The 14986-nt window shown below is 63.8% G+C and carries 10 protein-coding genes; 4 read left to right on the top strand and 6 right to left on the bottom strand.

Annotated elements, in window-relative coordinates; genetic code table 11:
- Positions 1 to 30: 30 nt before the first annotated feature.
- Positions 31 to 1407, bottom strand: a complete 1377-nt coding sequence (locus HB777_31660; protein ID QND68052.1) for an MFS transporter — start codon at positions 1405 to 1407, stop codon at positions 31 to 33.
- A 269-nt stretch (positions 1408 to 1676) separates the two neighbouring features.
- On the bottom strand, positions 1677 to 6467 hold the full coding sequence (locus HB777_31655) for an NAD-glutamate dehydrogenase (protein ID QND68051.1): 4791 nt from the start codon (positions 6465 to 6467) through the stop codon (positions 1677 to 1679).
- 135 nt (positions 6468 to 6602) lie between these two features.
- Here HB777_31655 and HB777_31650 point away from each other — a divergent pair, with 135 nt between their 5' ends.
- Complete coding sequence (locus HB777_31650; GenBank protein ID QND68050.1) at positions 6603 to 7166, top strand: peroxidase-related enzyme; 564 nt, start codon at positions 6603 to 6605, stop codon at positions 7164 to 7166.
- A 136-nt stretch (positions 7167 to 7302) separates the two neighbouring features.
- On the top strand, positions 7303 to 7626 hold the full coding sequence (locus tag HB777_31645) for a hypothetical protein (GenBank protein ID QND68049.1): 324 nt from the start codon (positions 7303 to 7305) through the stop codon (positions 7624 to 7626).
- 4 nt (positions 7627 to 7630) lie between these two features.
- Here HB777_31645 and HB777_31640 read toward each other — a convergent pair whose 3' ends face one another.
- Entirely contained in the window at positions 7631 to 8245 is a 615-nt protein-coding gene (locus HB777_31640; protein QND68048.1) for a LysE family translocator, read from the bottom strand.
- Between the two features lie 584 nt (positions 8246 to 8829).
- Between HB777_31640 and HB777_31635 the strand changes: the two genes are divergently transcribed.
- A complete protein-coding gene (locus HB777_31635) occupies positions 8830 to 9450 on the top strand; it encodes a DUF1062 domain-containing protein (protein QND68047.1) in 621 nt (206 codons plus the stop codon).
- 59 nt (positions 9451 to 9509) lie between these two features.
- On the opposite strand, the gene typA is transcribed toward HB777_31635, so the two are convergent.
- Positions 9510 to 11339 carry a translational GTPase TypA gene (gene typA / locus HB777_31630; protein QND68046.1) on the bottom strand — a complete coding sequence of 610 codons (1830 nt, stop codon included), beginning with the start codon at positions 11337 to 11339 and terminating at the stop codon, positions 9510 to 9512.
- A 143-nt stretch (positions 11340 to 11482) separates the two neighbouring features.
- Between typA and HB777_31625 the strand changes: the two genes are divergently transcribed.
- Entirely contained in the window at positions 11483 to 11818 is a 336-nt protein-coding gene (locus HB777_31625; GenBank protein QND68045.1) for a hypothetical protein, read from the top strand.
- Positions 11819 to 11908: 90 nt separating this feature from the next.
- Here the strand turns inward: HB777_31625 and HB777_31620 are convergent, their stop codons facing one another.
- Positions 11909 to 13483 carry an alkaline phosphatase gene (locus tag HB777_31620; protein ID QND68044.1) on the bottom strand — a complete coding sequence of 525 codons (1575 nt, stop codon included), beginning with the start codon at positions 13481 to 13483 and terminating at the stop codon, positions 11909 to 11911.
- A gap of 155 nt (positions 13484 to 13638) precedes the next feature.
- Positions 13639 to 14922 carry an MFS transporter gene (locus tag HB777_31615; GenBank protein QND68043.1) on the bottom strand — a complete coding sequence of 428 codons (1284 nt, stop codon included), beginning with the start codon at positions 14920 to 14922 and terminating at the stop codon, positions 13639 to 13641.
- Positions 14923 to 14986: the final 64 nt, after the last annotated feature.

Genomic DNA, 14986 nt, shown 5'->3' with positions numbered 1-14986 from the left:
TGCTCACCCCCACAAGGGGGAGGGTAAGCTTCACTCCGACGGCCGATCCGCCGGATAGGGTGTCTTGATCAGGATCGCCATGCCGATCCCAAGGAACAGCACGATCACCGCCATACCGAGCCGCGCCGAGCCGCTGGCCAGGGTGACGGACGCGACCATGAACGGCGCCAGGAAACTGGTCGCCCGCCCTGCCAGCGCATAAATGCCGAAGTAACGGCCGGATTCGGCGGCGGTGACGCTGCGCGCCATGTAGGAACGCGACGACGCCTGCACCGGCCCGAAAGCCACGCCAATCAACAGGCCGAAGAAGATGTAGGCTTTTTCCGCCGCCGTACCGAACAGGCCGCCGCTGTCCGGTCCAGGCATCATCCAGAGGCCGAACAAAGTGTAGCCCGGTCCGGTCGAGACGATGCCCACCGTGGCGATGCTGAGCAGGACCAGCGAGATCATCACGATGGTTTTTGAGCCCAGCGCCGTGTCGAGACGGGCCGCGACCAGGCAGCCGAAGATGGCGACGACGTTGAGAATGATGCCGAAAATGCCGATCTCGGTGATCGACCAATGGAACATTGCCGCCGCAAAGGTGCCACCCAGCGCCAGCAGCGCATTGACGCCGTCCTGATAGATCATGCGGGCGACAAGGAAGCGGAAGATGCCACTGCGCCTGCGCACCTCGCCCAGCGTTACCTTCAGCTCCGCCAACCCCTCTCGCACCGCCGGGCCGATCGGCAGGCCCTTGATGGCATCGGGGGTGAAGAAGAACATCGGCAGGATGAACAGGAAGTACCAGCCGGCAGACAAAGGCCCGGTGGCGCGTGCGTCCTCGCCGAGCTTCGGATCCAGCGAGAAGAGCGGGTCGATGCCGATGATCGTTTTGCCGGTCTCCGGCGAACCGGCCATGCAGGCGACGACGAAGATCAGCGCAATCATGCCGCCGAGATAACCAAGACCCCAGGCCATGTTGGAAATCCGGCCGATCTCGCTCTTCGGCACCAGGCGCGGCATCATCGAATCGTTGAACACGGTCGAAAACTCTGCCGCGACCGACGCCAGCGAGAAGAACAGCACGACCAGGAAAAGGTTCGAACCGGGGGCGGCGAACCAAAGCAGGCAAAGGCTGGTGATCTTGACCGCGGCGAAGAACGCGATCCACGGCTTGCGCGGCCCGGTCTGGTCGGCGATCGAGCCGAGGATAGGCGACAGCACGGCGATGACTAGGCCCGCCGCGGCGATGCCGTAGCCCCAGGCCGCCTGGCCGGTTTCCGGATTGCTCGCCATGCGCGAGACGAAGTAGGGCCCGAAGATGAAGGTGGTGACGACCGTGAAGAACGGCTGCGCCGCCCAGTCGAACAGCATCCATCCCCAGATGCCGCGTCCAGACGCACGCTGCACTGCTACCTCGGTCATGTCGCCTCCGATCGCCTTCGTAACACTGGCTGCTGGCGCCATGTCTGCATGTTTTCCGATGGTCATGCAAACGGCTATGGCTTGGTTCCTCGCCCCCACGGGAGTGGGGGAGAGGTGGCTCGGCGAAGCCGAGACGGAGAGGGGGAGATGCGCCGTCCCATCTTTCAGGCTGATCCTCTAAGGGCCTCACCCTACGAAGCCCCCTCTCCGACCGCTTCGCGGCCACCTCTCCCCCGCTCTGGCGGGGGCGAGGAACCCAAGCTTCGAGACTACATCCCCGTCAGATCGCTCATCAGCCCGGACGCAACCGACAGCCGCGAGACGGTGATGTCGCCGCCCTCGGTCAGTGCCTGCAGCCGCTCGCGGATGCGTGCCACCCGTTCGCCGCCGGCTTCCAGCCAGGCCGCCACCGGATCGGCCGTCTTGGCGTGGCCGGTGAGTGCCGCCACCGCGATGCCGCGCCGTGCCGCGCCGATCGTGTCGGCGGCGCGCGAAAGCGCCAGCTGATCGTAATAGTCCGACGGCGTGATCGAGCGTGCCGCGTCCTCGACACGCGGGATGCGGAAGGCATCGCTGACGGCGAAGAACGCCTTGGCCGCGGCGACGATGTCGGCGCCGGCTGTGCGCGCCGTCAGCGCGATGTCGGGGATGAGTTCCGCCACCTCGCTCAGCGCCAGCTGTTCGGCCAGTCGTTCCGGCGCGCCGCTCTTGAATAGCCCGTGTCGCTTCTCCTCGATCCGCTCGCGCGAGAAGGCCGGCAGCAGCGAAACGAGCTTGGGCTCCAGCGCCTTGCGGGCTTCCTGCAGCTCAGTGATGCGCTGGCTGAGGGATGCTGTGCCGGCATCGTTCTTCAGATACCAGCCGCTGGTCACGTAGATCAGCCGGCTGACCATCTGATAGAGGTCGAGCTGCACCTGGCCGTCGATCTGGTTGTCGAGCGCGTCGATCTCGCGATAGAGCGCCGGCAGCGCAAAGCCGTCGCGCACCACCGCGAAGGTGCGCACGACGTCGGCGGCAGTGCGCCCCGTGGCTTCCTGCAGCCGGTTGACGAAGGACGGGCCGCCGCGATTGACCAGATCGTTGGCAACGACCCGCGTGATGATCTCGCGGCGCAGCCGGTGGCCATGGATCTCAGTGGCGTATTTCTTCGCCATCCGGTCTGGGAAATAGCCCATCAGATCGCGGTCGAAATGCGCGTCGTCAGGCACGTCGCTGGCGACGATGTCAGAAAACAGCACGATCTTGGCATAGGCGAGCAACACGCCGAGCTCGGCCCTGGTCAGCGGCTCGCCGCGCGCTTCGCGCTCGGCAAGTGCTGCCGGCGACGGCAGCGTCTCCACCGCACGGTCGAGCAGGCCGCGCCCCTCCAGCGCCGTCATGAACCGGCTTTGATGCGCGATGTCGGCGAGGCCGCGCTTGCGGGCGATCGAAAGCGCCAGTGTCTGCTGGTAGTTGTTGGACAGCACCAGCGAGCCGACCTCCTCGGTCATCTCCGCCAGCAGCTTGTTGCGTGCCGGGCGCGTCAACGATCCCTTGCGCATGGCGGACGCCAGCGCGATCTTGATGTTGACCTCGACGTCGGAGCAGTTGACACCGCCCGAATTGTCTATGGCGTCGGAGTTGCAACGGCCGCCATTCAGGCCGAACTCGATGCGCGCCCGCTGCGTGACGCCGAGATTGGCGCCCTCGCCGATGACCTTTGCCCGGACATCGAGCGCGGTGATGCGGATCGCATCGTTGGCGCGGTCGCCGACCTCGGCATTGGTTTCGGTGGACGCCCGCAAATACGTGCCGATGCCGCCGAACCAAAGAAGATCGACCGGCGCCTTGAGGATGGCGGTCATGATCTCGACCGGCGTGGCGGTGGTCTTGGCCAGGCCGATCGCCGCCGCAGCAGCCGCCGGCAGGGTGATCGACTTCTGGTTGCGCGAGACGATGATGCCGCCTTCCGACAGTTTCGTCTTGTCGTAGTCCTGCCAGCTCGACCTAGGCAGGGCGAACATGCGCTCGCGCTCGGCCATCGAAGCCGCCATGTCCGGATCGGGATCGATGAAGATGTCGCGATGGTCGAAGGCAGCGATCAGCCGGGTCTTCGGCGACAAAAGCATGCCGTTGCCGAACACGTCGCCCGACATGTCGCCGACACCGACGACGGTGAAGGACGAGGTCTGGATGTCGCGGTTGATCTCGCGGAAATGCCGCTTGACCGCCTCCCAGGCGCCCTTGGCGGTGATGCCCATCTTCTTATGGTCGTAACCGGCCGAACCGCCGCTGGCGAAGGCGTCGTCGAGCCAGAAGCCATGCTTCTCCGAGATCGCGTTGGCGGTGTCGGAGAAGGTCGCCGTGCCCTTGTCGGCGGCAACGACGAAATACGGATCGTCCGGGTCGCGGCGCACGACACCAGCCGGCGGGATGACACCGTCGAGGCCGATATTGTCGGTGATCGACAGCAGGCTGGAGACGAAGTTCTTGTAGGCCGACGTGCCGGCCTCGAAGATCGCATCGCGGCTGCCGCCCACCGGCAGGCGTTTCGGAAAGAAGCCGCCCTTGGCGCCGACCGGCACGATGACGGCATTCTTGACCTGCTGCGCCTTGACCAGGCCGAGCACCTCCGTGCGGTAGTCCTGGGCGCGGTCCGACCAGCGCAGGCCGCCGCGCGCCACCGGACCGAAGCGCAGATGCAGGCCTTCGACCTCGGACCCGTAGACGAAGATCTCCCGCCACGGCCGCGGCGCCGGCAATCCTTCGACCGCGTGCGAATCGAGCTTGATCGCCAGCGACTGGCCTTTTTCCTTCGTATCGGCAACGAAATGATTGGTGCGCAGCGAGGCTTCGATCAGGTTGAGGTACCGGCGGATGATGGTGTCGTCGTCGATATTCGGCACATCCTCCAGCGCGTCCTTGATCTTGGCCTTGAGGTGTTTTGCCGCCACCACACCTTCGGTCTCGGCTGTCGGGCCAAGCCGGGCGATGAACAGCGCATGCAGGCCGCGCGCGATATCGGGATAGCGATTGAGCACCGCGGCGATGAAGTCCTGGCTTTGCGGAATGCCGACCTGCTGCAGATAGCGGCCATAGGCGCGCAGGATGGTGATTTCGCCCGACCACAGCCCGGCGGTCTGGGCAAGGCCGTTATAGCCGTCATTGTCGACGTCGCCGCGCCACACGGACAGGAATGCGTCCTCGAACAGCGCACCACCATCGGCAAGGTCGATCGGCTTGCCGTAGCTGTTCTCCAGCTCCATGTCGTGGATGAAGACCTGGCCGACCTGGTCGTCGCCAACCTCGAAAGTCCGCTCGCTGATGACGCGGAAGCCGATGTTTTCCAGCACCGGTACGCGGCGAGACAGCGCCACGGGACTGCCATGGTGATAGATCTTCAGCGCCGCCTGGTGCGGCTTCTGCTCGGCATGGCGATAATAGTCGATGGCGATTGGATTGTCGGCGCTGATTTTGGCGATGCGCCTGGCATCGGCCAGCGCCACCGCCGCGCTGAACGAATCACGGTAACTTTCCGGCAACCGCGCGGCGATCGCCTTCAACGCCTGGTCGCCGCCACTGGCATCCGCCGCATCGGAAAGGGCGTCCTCCCAGGTGCGTACGATGTCGCGGATCGCCGCTTCGATCGTCGCTTGCTCGACCTTCGGCGTCTTGCCGCCGGAACGGCCGATGATGAAATGCACGCGCGCCAGCCCGCCTTCGGGGAAGGCCGGGTAGTAAGCCGACAGCCGGCCTTCGAACACGGTCTTCAGATAGAAGCCGATCTTCTCGCGCACGACACTGTCGTAACGGTCGCGCGGCACGAAGACGAGGATCGAAACGAAGCGGTCGAACTGGTCGGCGCGCACCAGCGCGCGTACCCGTGGACGCTCGACCAGGCCGAGAATGGCTGCGGCGTGCTTCCTCAGGATCGGCACCGGCACCTGGAACAGTTCGTCGCGCGGATAGCTTTCCAGCACGTTGATCAGCGCCTTGCCGGAGTGATCGTGCCGGTCGAAGCCGGACTTGGCGATGATGGTTTCGGCCTTGGACCTCAGATACGGGATCTTCATCACCGAGCGCGTGTAGGCAGTCGAGGTGAACAGGCCGACGATACGCAACTCGCCCGCAAGCGTACCCTTTGCGGTGTAGGTCTTGACGCCGATGTAATCGAGATAGATGCGGCGGTGCACGGAAGACTTGGCATTGGCCTTGGTGACGATCAGCGGCTCCGGCCCATGCAGGAAGGCGCGGATTTCGGGCGTCGTCGTCACCGCTTCGGTACCGCGCCTCAGCACCAGCACGTCGGGATCGGACAGGATGCCGAGACCGGGCTTGTCGGCACGCTCCAGCGTGCCGCTTTCCTCGCCGCCGGTGTATTTGAATTCGCGCATGCCGAGGAAGGTGAAATTGTCGTCGCGCAGCCACTCCAGGAAGGCGATCGCCTCGGCGACGCTCTTCTTGTCGAGCGGCACTGCCGAATAGCGGAACTCCGAGATCGCCTGATCGAGGCGGGCCAGCATCGGCTTCCAGTCGTGCACGGCGGCGTGAACCTGGCCGAGCATCTTGCGCAGCCGCTCGGTCAATCCGCTCGCCTGCTCGGCGGTCAGCCTCGGTATATGGACATGGATGACGCTCAGCCGATCGTGGCTGCCATCGTCCTTGGCGAAATTGCCGTCGCCGAGGATTTCGTCCACACCGCCTTTGCCGTGGCGCACCACGATGACCGGATGGGTGACCAGAGTCGGTTCGCCTGATGTCTCGGTGATCTCGCCGAGGATGGAATCAAACAGGAACGGCATGTTGTCGTTGACGACCGTAATGACCGTCACCGGGCGGCCGTCTCGCACAACGCCGGAATCGGCATCGACGGCGACGACGCACTCACCTTTTTTGTGAGCGGCAATCGCTTTGCCGGCGAGATCGGCGGCGCGTTCGAGGTCGGCCACCTCATAGGTGGCGATGTCTTCAGCCGGCGCGCGGGCGAGCAGATAGTCGGCAAGCCTAGTTGGCCTTTCCTCCGCTTTTGTCGCTGCCGTGGCTTTTTTCTTCGGCTTAGCTGCGGATTTCACGCTGGCCATGACGCACTTCCCTCCCGTCAATGCTTTTACGACTATGGTAGCAGATGACCGCTGTTTGGCGACAAAGGTTTGACGGCTTGCAAAGAAATATCGGAATTCGGCGATAAGGCGTCGCCCAACGAGGAGAAATGACCCATGACCGGCAAAATCACCGCGCTTGACCTTGGCCAGGCAGAGCTGAGCGAGGCGACAAAAGCCTATTTCGCCAAATGCGAGGAGAAGCTCGGCCTGGTTCCCAACGTGCTGCGCGCCTATGCCTTCGACGACAAGAAGCTGCGCGCCTTCACTGACATGTACAACGACCTGATGCTGGGTGATTCCGGCCTGTCGAAGCTGGAGCGCGAGATGATCGCGGTCGCGGTCTCCTCGATCAACCATTGCTACTATTGCCTGACCGCGCATGGCGCGGCGGTGCGCCAACTGTCCGGCGACCCGGCGCTCGGCGAGATGATGGTGATGAATTTTCGCGCCGCCGATCTTTCGCCCAAGCAGACCGCAATGCTCGAATTCGCCGTCAAGCTGACGCAAGTGCCGGCTGATATCGTCGAGGCCGATCGGGCCGCACTGCGCAAAGCCGGCTTCACCGACCGCGACATCTGGGACATCGCCTCGACCGCGGCCTTCTTCAACATGTCGAACCGGGTGGCCGCAGCAATCGACATGCGGCCGAACGACGAATACCACGCCATGGCGCGGTGAGGCTGGCGGCTGGTGCCAGGCCGGGCGTTATATTAGCAACTTCGCATTCTCGTTGCTTGTTTGCCGGTTTGGTCCGATGATCGGCAGGCGGCATGACCGCATGCCGGTTCGATGCCGCTCATCAAGGGAGGAGAACATGGCGAAGTTTCTCTACGTCTATCACGGCTCGGGCAAGATGCCGACCGAGGAGGCCGAACGGAAAGCGGCAATGGACGCCTGGAACGGCTGGTACGGCAAGCTCGGCTCGGCCGTGGTCGACGGCGGCAATCCGGTCGGCATGTCGAAGATGGTGCTGCCCGGCGGCAAGGTCGAGAACAATGGCGGCAGCAATCCGACCGCCGGCTACACGATCGTTGAAGCGAAAGACATCGACGATGCCGTAGCCAAGGCCAAGGATTGCCCGATCCTGATGGACCCAGCCTTCAGCGTCGAGATCGCGCCGATCATCGAGATGATGTGACGGGTTATGACCGAGCCGCGATCGCGGCCGCCGCGCCGGCCATGGTCGTGGCGCTGACGCGGTTGGCGATCTTCATGGCGCGCTTGCTCTTCAAAAGCTTGCGCGCCTGCGAGGCGGCCAGCACCCAGGCGAGATCGATGGCGACCAGCACCACGGCCATGGTCGCCGTCAGTTCGACCCAGCCGACGATGCTGACCGAAGCGAGGTCGATGATGGTCGGCAGCAGCGCTAGATAGAACATCATGATCTTGGGATTGCCGAGCGTCACCGCCATGCCGGCGAAGAACAGCTTTGCCGGAGAATCCTCGCGCGGCATCTCGCCCTCTTTTGCATCGACAGGAGCGATCCACATCTTCCAGGCAAGGTAAGCGAGGTAGGCAACGCCGACCCATTTCACGACGACGAAGGCGAAATGGAAGGTCTGTGCCACCACAGCCAGTCCGAACACCGCCAGCGACAGCCAGATGCCCTCCCCGATCCACATGGCGAGCAGGAACGGAAACACGTCGCGAAACCCTTTCGAGATCACGCGCGCCACGAGCGCCGCGATCGACGGACCGGGCGAACCGGCGGCAACGAAGAGGGCGGCGGCGAAGATCAGGAGCGATGTGAGGTGCATGGCCAGGGTCTCTGGTTGGGGCTCGATCAACCACAAATACTCGACAGCTGCGGCTCTGGCAAAGGCAACCCGATACGGGCCATTCGCGCTGACGTACCAAGGCTTGGGTTCCTCGCCCCCGCGAAGCGGTCGGAGAGGGGGCTGCGACGCTGGTGAGTTTGCTCCGAATTCTTGTGAACGCCGAGCCCTTCCCCCTCTCCGTCTCGGCTTCGCCGAGCCACCTCTCCCCCACTCCCGTGGGGGGCGAGGAACCCAAGGCTTGCGAACTCCCTTGCCCGTCCGGCATCTCGCGGCTAGAAAGGCCGCCGCGAAACAATTTTGAGCTTCACTTTGCCTACGTAACCGCCGGTCTCGTCAACTCCCCCGACACACTGCATGACGCCGCATTCGCGGTGTCTGTTTCCATTTTCATGTGTTCTTCTGGGCGGCGGTTCGAGACCGGTTTGGCACTGCTGAACCGCGTCGCGCGGCTTTGCCCGTGACACCTGATTTCCAAAAACCGCAGCCTTTCGCCACGCCGTGCCCGCATGGGCATCTCGACATCGCCGACCTGATGAACTTCCCGACGGGAAGGGCTTATCGGCATGTCTGGACTTCTGCGTATCCATTGGGCGATCGCGCCCAAGACCGCACCTCGACCGCTCATCAACTGCAATCGCTGCGGCACTGTGAAAGCCTATTGCAGCAGCGGGAAATTCCGCGTCAACGCCAACGGCAAACGCATTGACGTGTGGCTGATCTATCGCTGCATCGACTGCGACAATTCCTGGAATTTCGGCATTTTCGAGCGCCGCAACCGCCGCGACATCGAACCGGCGCTGCTGCAGGCGCTCGAAAGCAACGATCCGGCCCTCGCCCGACGCCATGCCTTCGATGTGGTCGCGCTGCGCAGCCGGATCGGGCGCGTCGAGGAATTTCCCGATGTCGCCGTTCACAAGCGCCGGCTCGGCGACGCCAGGGAAGCCGCGACCGTGTTGGACCTTGAGCTCGGCCTCGAAATGCCGACATCCCTGCGACTCGACCGTTTGCTCGCCGGCGAGCTCGGCATCTCGCGATCAAGGCTTCAGGCGTTGGAGGAGAAGCGATTGCTGGTCATCGGCCGAGACGGGTCCCTGCGCAAGCCGGCCCGCGCAGGAATGACGATCCGCATCGATCTGTCGGGCGAGGCCGATCGGCAGACCATCATCTCGGCTGCCGGCGGATGAACGAAAAAGGGGCGGAACACTGTTGCTCCGCCCCTCTCGGTTGTTGGAAAATAGAAAACTTACGCCGCGCCGACCGCCTTGGCCGACTTCTCGAAGCGCTTGCGCTCGTTCGGATCGAGATAGAGCTTGCGCAGACGGATCGTCTTCGGCGTCACCTCGACCAGCTCGTCGTCCTGGATCCAGGCCAAGGCCTTCTCCAGCGTCATGCGGATCGGCGGCGTCAGCTTCACCGCCTCATCCTTGCCGGCGGCGCGGATGTTGGTCAGCTTCTTGCCCTTGAGCACGTTCACTTCGAGATCGTTATCTCTTGAGTGGATGCCGATGATCATGCCCTGATAGACCTTGACGCCGGGATCGATGACCATCGGACCGCGGTCTTCCAGGTTCCACATGGCATAGGCCACCGCCTCGCCCTGCTCGTTGGAGATCAGAACGCCATTGGTGCGGCCGGGCAATTCGCCCTTGTAAGGCTCGTAGGCATGGAACAACCGGTTCATCACCGCGGTGCCGCGCGTGTCGGTCAACAGTTCGGACTGGTAGCCGATCAGGCCGCGCGTCGGCGCATGGAAGACGATGCGCTGGCGGTCGCCGCCGGACGGACGCAACTCCACCATCTCGGCCTTGCGCTCCGACATCTTCTGCACGACGATGCCGGCATGCTCCTCGTCGACGTCGATGACGACTTCCTCGATCGGCTCGAGCAGGTCGCCGTTTTCGGCCTTCTGCATGACGACGCGCGGACGCGACACGGCGATCTCGAAACCTTCGCGGCGCATCGTCTCGATCAGCACGGCCAGCTGCAATTCGCCGCGGCCGGAGACGAAGAACGAATCCCTGTCCGGCGATTCCTCGATCTTCAGCGCGACATTGCCTTCGGCCTCGCGCAGCAGGCGGTCGCGGATGACGCGGCTGGTCACCTTGTCGCCTTCGGTGCCGGCCAGCGGACTATCGTTGACCAGGAACGACATGGTCACGGTCGGCGGATCGATCGGCTGCGCATGCAGCGGCTCGCTCACCGCCGGATCGCAGAACGTGTCGGCGACGGTGCCCTTCGAGAGGCCGGCAATGGCGACGATGTCGCCCGCCTGGGCCTCTTCGATCGGCTGGCGCTCAAGGCCGCGGAAAGCGAGGATCTTGGAAATACGGCCGGTTTCGACCAGCGTGCCGTCATGGTGCAGCACCTTGACCGGCTGGTTGGACTTCAGCGTGCCTGACTCGATGCGGCCGGTGATGATGCGGCCGAGGAACGGATTGGCTTCCAGGATGGTGCCGATCATGCGGAACGGGCCGGGGTGCACGGTCGGCGCCGGCACATGCTTGATGACGAGGTCGAACAGCGGCGCCAGGCCCTGATCCTTCGGGCCTTCCGGATTTTCCGAAACCCAGCCGTCACGGCCTGAACCGTACAGAATCGGGAAGTCGAGCTGCTCGTCGGTGGCGTCGAGCGCTGCAAACAGGTCGAACACCTCGTTGACCACCTCGACATGGCGGGCGTCCGGACGGTCGATCTTGTTGATGACGACGATCGGCTTCAGGCCGACCTTGAGCGCCTTGCCGACGACGAATTTGGTCTGCGGCATCGGCCCTTCGGCGGCGTCGACCAGCACGATGGCCGAATCGACCATCGACAGGATGCGCTCGACCTCGCCGCCAAAATCGGCGTGGCCGGGGGTGTCGACGATGTTGATGCGGGTATCCTTCCAGTCGACCGAGGTCGCCTTGGCCAGGATGGTGATGCCGCGTTCCTTTTCGAGGTCGTTGGAATCCATGGCGCGCTCGGCGACGCGCTGATTGTCGCGAAAGGAGCCGGATTGCCGGAGCAATTGGTCGACAAGGGTGGTTTTTCCATGGTCGACGTGCGCGATGATCGCGATATTACGGATTTTCATGTTCTGGTCTCGGAAGCGTTGCAGGCAGCAGGCCAAAAGGCGCTGCCTCTTTCGGTTGCGCGGCTCATACAGGGTTTTTCGCAGTTGCGAAAGAGGAGGCGCGACACCAAATACTCATCAAATCTTAAGCATCTGCGTGTGAGATGATTTTGTTAACCAAGGCGGGAACCTTTCGGGGCCCGGGCAGTTCGAACGTCATGACCGATAAACTCAACCGATTCTGGCCGCTCATCGCGTCCGCAGCCTTCGCCGTCCTGCTGGCGGCCAACGCCGCGCAGTCGGCCGCGACGCTGCGCGAGGCGCGCGCCGTTGCGCAGTCCGACACGCAGACAGCCGAACAGACCTTTGCCGATGCACCTGATGGCGTCGACCCGATGGTGACCGGCCCGGTCAGCGCCGCCTTCAAACAGCGGCAGGTCAGCGCCAACTGCGACAGCGCCGTGTGGCCGAACATTCCGATGGTCTGCTACCCGGATTAAGTCGGCGCTTCACCCCCACCCCGTCTCGCCAGCTTCGCTTTGCGAAGCCGCCTCGCCGACCCTCCCCACAAGGGGGAGGGTGAAGGACCTCTAAGCCGACCGCACCGGGTCGAGCGTCACCTTGTAGAGCTCGTTGTCGTCGCGATCCATCAACCGCACGGTCATCTGCTCGCTGGCGCCGTTGATGTCGACCAGCCCGAAGAATTGCAGACCGGCCGATGGCGGCAGGTTCTGGCCTTGCTCGGCGCTCGGCGCCTTGATGAACTTCAGCTCCGGGCCGAACGTCATGTCGAAATCGTTGGGACCGAATGTGCCGGCGTGGATCGGGCCTGAGACGAATTCCCAGAACGGATTGAACTCCTGGAACTGCGCCTTGTCCGGGTTGTAGTAGTGCGCGGCCGTGTAATGCACGTCGGCGGTCAGCCAGACGGTGTTGCTGATACCGGCATTCTTGATGAAGCGCAGCAGGTCGGCGATCTCGAGCTCGCGTCCTTTCGGCAGGCCATTGTCGCCGTTGCTGACCGCTTCGGCGCCGACCTTCTTGGTGCCATCGTCCCAGACGACGAGGCCGAGCGGCATGTCGGCGGCGATGATTTTCCAGGTCGCCTTCGAATTCGCCAGTTCGCGCTTCAACCATTTGGTCTGCTGTTCGCCCAGCATGCGCGATTGCGGCGTCATTTCATCCTGCATGTCCGGACCGTTGGGGCCGCGATAGGAGCGCATGTCGAGGAAGAACACGTCGAGCAGCGGCCCGTAGGCTATTCTGCGATAGACACGGCCCGGCTCCGACGGCTCGTAGCGGATCGTCGTCATTTCATGGAAGGCACGCGCCGCACGGGCAGCCAGCACGTGGATGGATTTCTCCGTGTAGCGACTGTCGGCGCTGAGGTCTTTCGAATCAGACCAGTTGTTGAGCACTTCGTGGTCGTCCCACTGGTAGAAGGTCGGGCAGATGGCGCTGAGGCCGAGCACGTTCCTGTCCATCATGTTGTATTTCCACTGGTCCCGGTATTCGTCCAGCGTCTCGGCGACCTTGCGCTTGCCGTCGATCAGCACGACGTTCTTCCACTTGCCGCCGCCGGGCAGGTCGACCTCGTCCTTCATGGCGCCATCGGCATAGATGGTATCGCCCGAATGCAGGAAGAAGTCGGGCGTGTGCTTGCCGATCGTGGCGTAGGTTTTCATGCCGGTCTCGTCGATGCCCCAGCCCTGGCCGGCGGTGTCGCCCGACCAGGCAAAGCGGATGTCGCGCTTCGAGGCCGGCGCCGTCCTGAAGCGCCCGGTGATCGGCTCGGAAACGGCATTGATGTCGGCGAGGTCGGCAGCCGTCATACGGTAGAAGATGTCCTGATCGGAAGCGAGGTCGGTGAGCAGCCGCTTGACCGTGTAATCGCTGGCCGGCGAGGTATCGAGCGGCGCCAGGCGTGTCGCATTGGCGAAATTCTCCGTCGACGACACCTCGAACATGACGCGCGACGGGCGGTCGGTGCGCGTCCACACCATGCCGCTGGTTGCATCGACATCGCCCGACTGGACGCCATGGGTGAAGGCCGGCCGCTGACTGGCGCGCGAATAGTAGGGCAGCGCCAGGCTCGAAACGCCGGCCAGGCCAACGGCGCTGGCGGAGGTGACGAAGGCGCGGCGGGTCATCGAGAGCTTGTTCACGGCTGTCTCCTGGATGGCTTGAACGGTGCCACCAAGGTCCAGCGTCAATGTTTCAGGGACATCTCGGAATGATGAAGTTTTGATAACAGTGGGCAGGTCGACGAACTGCCAATCTCCCCCGTGTGGGGGAGATTGGCAGCTTGGCCGATGGCGCCTCAGGCCGCCTGCGGCTCCGGCTCAAACGCCGGCTTGCTGGTGTTGATCAGCAGCGAGATACAGGCGGCGGCTATCGCCGTCATGCCGGCAATCAGGAAGGCCAGCTCATAATTGCCCTGCAGCTCACGCATGGTGCCGCCGAAGGCAGCCGCGGTGGCCGCACCGATCTGGTGGCCGGCGACGATCCAGCCGAACACGATCGGCCCGCTGCGATCGCCGAACGCCTCATTGGCAAGCCGCAGCGTCGGCGGCACGGTGGCGATCCAGTCGAGGCCGTAGAGCACGGCGAAGATGATCAGGCTGGTCGCCGAGAAGCCGGAATAGGGCAGATAGATCAACGACAGGCCACGGATGCCGTAATAGACGCCAAGCAGCTTGCGCGGGTCGTAGCGGTCGGTGAGCCAGCCCGACAATGTCGTGCCGATCAGGTCGAAAATGCCCATCATCGACAGCAGGCCGGCGGCCTGAACCTCGCCGATGCCCATGTCGCCACAGAAGGCGATCAGATGCGTGCCGACCAGCCCGTTGGTGGTGAAGCCGCAGACGAAGAAGGTGGCGAACAGGTACCAGAACACCCTTGTGCCGGCGGCGCGGCGCAGCGTGTTGAGCGTATGCGCGAGGAAATTGCCTTGCGACGCGGGCGATGTCGGCGGCACGTCGTCGGCCTCGGCGCCGTAGCGTACCATGCCTATCGAAGCAGGCCGCTCCGGCACCAGCAGCCAGACCAGCGGTATCAGGGCAGCAGTGGCGATCGCCACCGCAATGACGACCGGCTGCCACCCGCCCGACTGTGCCAACGCGGCGATCAGAGGCAGGAACACCAGCATGCCGGAAGCGCTGGAGGCCGACATCAATCCCATGACAAGGCCACGATTGGTCTTGAACCAGCGATTGACGATGGTGGCGCCGAGCACGCTGGCGACAGCGCCGGAACCAATGCCCGAGAACACGCCCCAGGTGATGAACAGATGCCAGGGCTTGGTCATCAGCAGGCTGAGCGCGGTAGAGCCCGACATCACCACCAGCGAGGCGAGCAGCGTGCGGCGCAGTCCGATGCGCTCCATCAGGGCTGCGGCAAATGGCCCCGTCAGGCCGTAAAGCAGAATGCCGACACCGGCGGCCAGCGAGATGATGTCGCGCCGCCAGCCGAAACTGTTCTCCAGCGGCAGCATCATGACGGCGGGAGCGGACCGCAGGCCGGCCGCGACCAGCAGGCAGAGGAAGATGACGCCAACCACGACGAAAGCGTAGCGCTGGCCAAATGGACGGGATTGAGCTATCATGTTACTGACCGGTACGTTGCAGGGTGGAGCATGTATACGTACCGATCGGTAACATTGTCAATCG

It is taken from the genome of Mesorhizobium loti (genome assembly GCA_014189435.1).
GTDB classification, from domain to species: domain Bacteria; phylum Pseudomonadota; class Alphaproteobacteria; order Rhizobiales; family Rhizobiaceae; genus Mesorhizobium; species Mesorhizobium loti_G.
This window is presented reverse-complemented; position numbering and strand designations above follow the sequence as displayed.